6 protein-coding genes are annotated in these 6,106 nt (G+C 38.7%); 1 reads left to right on the top strand and 5 read right to left on the bottom strand.

Annotated features, from left to right (window positions below; all coding sequences use genetic code 11):
- Nucleotides 1-73 precede the first annotated feature (73 nt).
- From hemY to hemE, 3 genes are all read right to left on the bottom strand, one after another.
- Entirely contained in the window at nucleotides 74-1,483 is a 1,410-nt protein-coding gene (gene hemY, locus ACGLXV_RS10045; protein ID WP_119707150.1) for a protoporphyrinogen oxidase, read from the bottom strand.
- A 34-nt stretch (nucleotides 1,484-1,517) separates the two neighbouring features.
- Nucleotides 1,518-2,453, bottom strand: a complete 936-nt coding sequence (hemH, locus tag ACGLXV_RS10040; protein ID WP_119707149.1) for a ferrochelatase — start codon at nucleotides 2,451-2,453, stop codon at nucleotides 1,518-1,520.
- 132 nt (nucleotides 2,454-2,585) lie between these two features.
- Nucleotides 2,586-3,629, bottom strand: a complete 1,044-nt coding sequence (gene hemE / locus ACGLXV_RS10035) for a uroporphyrinogen decarboxylase (protein ID WP_391558457.1) — start codon at nucleotides 3,627-3,629, stop codon at nucleotides 2,586-2,588.
- 251 nt (nucleotides 3,630-3,880) lie between these two features.
- On the opposite strand from hemE, the gene ACGLXV_RS10030 reads away from it, so the two are divergent.
- Entirely contained in the window at nucleotides 3,881-4,396 is a 516-nt protein-coding gene (locus ACGLXV_RS10030) for an antibiotic biosynthesis monooxygenase family protein (protein WP_391558456.1), read from the top strand.
- Nucleotides 4,397-4,412: 16 nt separating this feature from the next.
- Here ACGLXV_RS10030 and ACGLXV_RS10025 read toward each other — a convergent pair whose 3' ends face one another.
- Together ACGLXV_RS10025 and ACGLXV_RS10020 are read right to left on the bottom strand one after the other, a co-directional pair.
- A complete protein-coding gene (locus ACGLXV_RS10025) occupies nucleotides 4,413-5,063 on the bottom strand; it encodes a response regulator transcription factor (RefSeq protein ID WP_119707146.1) in 651 nt (216 codons plus the stop codon).
- Nucleotides 5,060-6,106 carry a sensor histidine kinase gene (locus tag ACGLXV_RS10020; protein ID WP_391558455.1) on the bottom strand — a complete coding sequence of 349 codons (1,047 nt, stop codon included), beginning with the start codon at nucleotides 6,104-6,106 and terminating at the stop codon, nucleotides 5,060-5,062. Before ACGLXV_RS10020 ends, ACGLXV_RS10025 begins: the two co-directional genes overlap by 4 nt.

Below are 6,106 nucleotides of genomic sequence, written 5' to 3'. Positions count from 1 at the left end.
GTAATTTACCACCTTCTAGAGTTTGTGTCAATAGTGAAAAAGAGACTCCTAGTAAAGAGTCCCTTAAAAAATTTTATTGAAGAAATTGTAATACCTTTTTTACTGCTACCTCACCTTGATCAATACAATCAGGAATCCCTAAGCCTTCAAAAGAAGCTCCTGCTAAAAATACACCCGGTAATTCTTGAGCAACATGCTCATTGACCCTTTGAATTCTTTGTTTATGTCCAACGGTGTATTGAGGCATTGAGTCCTTCCACCTTGAAACAACAACAAAATCTGGATCCATCGTGATATTCATGGTCTTATTCAAGTCTTCAAGGACAATTCTAGTTAACTCATCATCAGATAAATCTACAATCGCCTCATCGCCAGGACGACCAACATAACAACGAAGCAGAACACTACCTTCAGGGCATGCATGTGGCCATTTTTTATGTGTCCACGTACAGGCAGTTATCGAATAATCGCTATTTCGCGACACGACAAATCCGGTCCCATTGATATCCTTTTCTACTGCTTCTTTTGGAAAAGCCAATGCAACGGTTGCCACTGAAGTAGATGGCATATGTTCAAAAGGATCGAAGAAATCATACTGCTGAAACATCGCATGTGTCACATGATGTGGTACGGCTGAGACAATAGCATCAGCTGCAAGTTTGTCTCCATTATTTAACTCAAGCTTGTATCCTTTGTCCACCTTTTTTATTCGATCAACACGGATTCCCTTCAACACCGACCCAGCCTCAAGTTTTGTTTCAATTCCGTCCACTAAAGACTGCAACCCGGAAGTCAGTGTTAAGAAAATACCTTTACTCTTTGCTTCAGGCGATTTTTTCGGAGCTTGAGGTGTTGCTTTTTTCATTCCAAGAACTAAACTGCCATATTTTTGTTCTACCTGATAAAATTGTGGGAAGGTTGCCATGAGGCTCATTTGGTCAATATCCCCTGCGTAGATACCCGAAAGAAGTGGCTCAATTAAGTTTTCAACCACTTCATCTCCTAGTCTTCTTCTAAAGAAGGTACCTAATGATTGATCCTCAACTGGATTTGACTTTGGTAGTACAAAATCACCAGCGGCTCTTAACTTTCCTTGAATAGAAAATAGTCCAGTCGTAACAAATGGGGCTAATTGTGTTGGGATACCCATAACAGAACCACCTGGCATCGGATGCAGCCTATCTTGAACCAATACATACGATTTCCCAGCTGTATTGTTCACAAGCTTTGACTCCATTCCTGCTTCCTTTACAAGACGCGTCGCACTTTGCTTTCTCTCTAGGTAGGAGTCTGGACCTCTTTCAATGACAAAACCGTCACGAACAACAGTCTGTATTTTTCCACCTAGACGATGCGTTGCTTCAACAAGGCATACGTCAATCGGTAAGCCCTTTTCACGAGCTTCCTTTTGTAAGTAGTAAGCAGCTGTTATACCTGTTATGCCTCCCCCGATTATGACAACCTTCTTTTTTTCTTCCAACACGGTTAATCGCCTTCTTTTCTAAAAGTTGTTTACGTTATCTCATGTTTAACTTGTCCAGTACAACCGTTGCCATCGCATCTATAAATAATGGTTGTGAATTCGGCATTTCTGGTCGGTAATACGACACACCTAATTCTTCCGTAATAATCTTACACTCATAATCATTATCATAAAGAACCTCTAGATGGTCAGCGACAAAGCCAACTGGTGTGTATACGAATGCTTTATAACCATTCTTTTCGTATAACTCTCTCGTTAAATCCTGAACATCTGGTCCAAGCCATGGCTCTGGTGTATTCCCAGCACTTTGCCAGCCAACTGCATAGTTTTTTACACCGGCACTCTCAGCAATGTAATCAGCTGTTTTTTGAAGCTGATCCGGATATGGATCCCCCGATTGAAGGATTTTCTCAGGTAAGCTGTGAGCAGAAACAATTAAAACCGAATGATCTTTTTCTTCTACTGGCATAGAATCAAAAGTTGCCTTTACTTTCTCAGACCAATACTGAATAAACTTAGGCTCATCAAACCAGCTTTCAACTGATGTAATTTTAAGATTTCCAAGTTTCTCTGCTTCCTCATGAGCTCGTCCGTTATATGACTTTACGCTAAATGTAGAGAAATGCGGCGCAAGCACGATACTCACTGCTTCTTGAATGCCATCCTCGTGCATTTGTTTCACAGCATCTTCAACGAACGGTTCGATATGCTTTAAACCTAAGTAAAGCTTAAATTCCACTTGATCCTGAACTTTATTTAAATGCTCCTGTAATTTCTCTCCTTGTTCTTGCGTTATTTTTGCAAGTGGAGAAATGCCACCAATTGCTTCATAGCGATTTTTTAAATCCTCTAGCATTTCAGGAGATGGCTTTCGACCATGGCGAATATGCGTATAATAACGTTCAATATCCTCCTCCTTGTAAGGAGTTCCATAGGCCATTACTAAAAGCCCCATTACTTTCTTTGTCATAATATCCCTCACATCCTGTTTATTCACGATTTTTTCAGCTATTTTTCACTCATTCATTTATTTTGCCAAAAAAAACGTGAAAGTTCTAGTAATAATACTTAAAATATAATAATTATTATTAATTAAGAATTATTAACGTTTGTTTGCTGCTGTATATTCATGAACAAAAGTTGTTAGACGCTTTAATGTTTCAGGATTAACGGAAGGAAACACACCATGCCCTAAGTTAAAAATATGCCCTGGATGTGCAAGTCCCTGATCAAGAATCGCTTTTGCACGCTCCTCTATTACTTCCCATGGAGCCAATAAAATAGCCGGATCTAAGTTTCCTTGAACCGTTTTATGTACTCCCATTTGGCGGGCTTCTTCAATTTGTAGACGCCAATCTAACCCAACAACATCTAGAGGAAGATCATTCCATTCTAGTGCCAAATGACTTGCACCCACACCAAACATAATTAATGGGACGTTTTCTTCTCTGAGTGCACTAAAAATTCGGTTCATCACAGGCTTAATAAAATAGCGATAGTCCTGAACATTTAAGGCACCGACCCAAGAATCAAAGATCTGAATGGCACGTGCGCCCGCTTTTATTTGTGATTTCACATATGTAATAGTCATCTCTGCCAATTTATCCATTAGCGCAAACCATGCCTTTGGTTCTGAGTACATAAATGATTTGGTTTTGTTATAGTTTTTCGATGGTCCACCTTCGATCATATAGCTAGCTAGTGTAAATGGTGCTCCAGCAAATCCGATGAGGGGCACGTTAAGCTGTTCCTCCGTTAGAAGCTTAATCGTATCCAGCACATATGGAACATCCTCTTCTGGATGAATCTCGCCTAATTTCTCTACATCAGCTAACGATTTGATAGGATTTGAAATAACCGGCCCGATTCCAGATTTTATTTCTACATCTACTCCGATAGCAGGTAGCGGTGACATAATATCTTTATATAAAATGGCTGCATCGACATCGTATTGCTCGACTGGAAGTCTTGTTACATACGCACAAAGCTCTGGCTGATGAGTGATTTCAAATAAAGAATATTTTTCTTTAATTTCACGATATTCAGGTTGAGACCTTCCTGCCTGTCTCATATACCAAACAGGGGTATAATCCGTTTGTTCTCCTCTTGCTGCCTTTAAAAATGTTTCATTAATTTGTCTTACCATTATGTTGACCCCTTTCAAAAAAACAAGCTATCTCCCATTTTAATATACTTTACTCATATTTTAAAAATACTGCGCTTACATACACATCTTCTAATATAGCTTTTTCTACTATAGATGTATAGATAACCGCCTCATCTGTCAAAAAATCTTCTTTTTTTAAATAATGGTTTTTCTTTTATAACAAGTTGAAATTAGGATTTACTAGCTCTTCTCGTTATAATAAGTCTATACATTGTAAGGGGTGAAAGAGTATGAATATCTTTATGACGAATGGGACGTATGAGTTTATGCACTCACTAAAGGAAAAGCATTTTCAGGAAAAGATGCTGCTTATGCAGGATAATGAAACAACACTTCTCATCCATGAAACAGATGGCAGTACAGTCTTCGCCTCCCCAAGGAAGTATGAAGCGATTGATCAATCAGGGGAATTGGCAAATGGAGCTTTTTTTGTGTTTAACAATATTCCTGTTAGCGAAGAAGGTAGGCCTGTGTTCGAGTATCGCTTCAAAAATCGGGCTAGGCTTATTGAACAGGAACCTGGATTTGCAGCCATTCGAGTGCTACGTCCCCTTTCTAACGATACATACATCATTTTGACTGCATGGAAAGAAGAAAAAGACTTTTTAAAATGGCAGGAGTCTAAGGCTTATGAAAAGGCTCATGAGAAAAGAAGAACCGAGAAGGGGATTGATCAGCAGCAACCACAAATCTTCGCTAGACCTTCCTTTGTGACAAAATACCACCTTGTCCTAGAGAACGAATAGAGAAAAGCCGGGAATGCTATCCATCCCGGCCCTCTTTTAATTTCATTAGTCCATTTCGATTTGCATATACCGCCGCCTGAGTTCGATCAGCCACTTGTAATTTACTCAAAATATTGCTCACATGAGTTTTCACCGTCTTCACACCGATGTATAGCTCATTACTAATTTCCTGATTTGTTTTTCCATCACCGATGCATATTAATACTTCCATTTCTCTATCAGTGAGCTCATCATGAGGTTTCTTTTCCTTTACTCTCAAACGACTCATCATCCGATTGGCTACTTTCGGTTCGATCACTGATTCGCCTCGAGCAGCTTTCCTAATCGCTTGAACGATTTCATCAGCAGTTGCTGTTTTTAGCATATAGCTAAATACCCCAGCCTCAATCGCAGGAAATACTTGTTCATCATCATAAAAGCTAGTTATGATAATAATTTTACAATTGGGGTTAAAGGATAGAATTGCCTTGGTTGCATCAATTCCCGTGCCATCTTCCATAAGTAAATCCATCAGAACAACATCAGGTTTTTTATCAGCAACTAATATCACTGCCTCTTTTCCACAATTGGCTTCTCCTACAATCTCGATATCTGGTTCTGTCTGTAAATATGAGATAATTCCTTTTCGTACAACTTCATGGTCATCTACGACAGCTAGTCTAATCATACAGTCCCCCTCCCAGTCACAGGTATTCTAATATCAATATATGTACCTTCCTTCTTTTTGGAGCGAATCGTAAAAATGCCACCGATCTCTTCACATCGTTCTCTCATTGTTTTCATTCCATAAGACGTCATCCGAACAACCTCTGGGTCAAAGCCTTTTCCGTTATCAGCTATAAACAAATAAATATACGATTCCTTTTCTGTTAATGTAATCGTTATTTTTGTAGCTTCTGCATGTTTTAAAATATTGGACAGGGCTTCTTGAATAATTCGAAACAAATGCTCTTCCGTTGCTTTTGAAACACAATCAAGCTCATCAATGCTCGCTTGAAAATCAATGCCTGTTTTCCCTTTTAGCTCTTGAATTAACTTGATTACGCCATCACATAGGCTATCATCTTTTAACTGAACTGGTCGAAGATGAAGTAATAATGCTCTCATTTCACCTTGTGCTTTAACCGCAATTTCTGATATCTGTTCTAATTGTTCCTTCGCTTTTAACGGGTTATTGTCAAATGTCCGGATGGTAGCTGAGCTAATCATACTGAGCGCAAACAGCTGCTGACTAACCACATCATGAAGATCTCTTGCCAATCGTTGTCGCTCTTCCATGACCGCTGCTGCATGTGCAGTCTGTGCGAGTGCCGTCTTTTCATCAGCTAATCTTCTCGTAGAATTTACTTGTTCTTGAATGTATTCAGCCAAATGATTTAATTCTTCCGTAATAAGGCCAATTTCATCCTTCTCAAATTCTGGTATTCTCTCAGAAAACTTTCCACTTCTTAGCGTAGAAATAAATAAGTAGATATCTGATAATCTTCCTTTAATTAAATAACTACCCTTAATGCCAAAGTACCCCCCAATAAGCAAAAGAATTAAAAAAACATAGAGGGTAAGCCAAAAGGTTGTATATATGGATAAGCTAGATGATTGCACATTAAATAAATAAATTTGTAATCCTAGAAAGAAACAAAGAGAACTAATGAATGCCATCATAATAAAACTTTGTAAAAACCAGAAACGAATACCGACTCTTTTCTTCAT

This window comes from Robertmurraya sp. (genome assembly GCF_036676585.1).
GTDB lineage: Bacteria > Bacillota > Bacilli > Bacillales > Cytobacillaceae > Robertmurraya_A.
The sequence above is the reverse complement of the archived record's forward strand: the minus strand, read 5'-3'. Positions and strand labels throughout refer to the sequence as shown.

Coding starts and splice junctions, on each gene's coding strand:
- hemH (WP_119707149.1), bottom strand. CDS start 2,453: ATGACAAAGAAAGTAATGGGGCTTTTAGTAATGGCCTATGGAACTCCT.
- hemE (WP_391558457.1), bottom strand. CDS start 3,629: ATGGTAAGACAAATTAATGAAACATTTTTAAAGGCAGCAAGAGGAGAA.
- ACGLXV_RS10030 (WP_391558456.1), top strand. CDS start 3,881: ATGAATATCTTTATGACGAATGGGACGTATGAGTTTATGCACTCACTA.
- ACGLXV_RS10025 (WP_119707146.1), bottom strand. CDS start 5,063: ATGATTAGACTAGCTGTCGTAGATGACCATGAAGTTGTACGAAAAGGA.
- ACGLXV_RS10020 (WP_391558455.1), bottom strand. CDS start 6,106: ATGAAGAAAAGAGTCGGTATTCGTTTCTGGTTTTTACAAAGTTTTATT.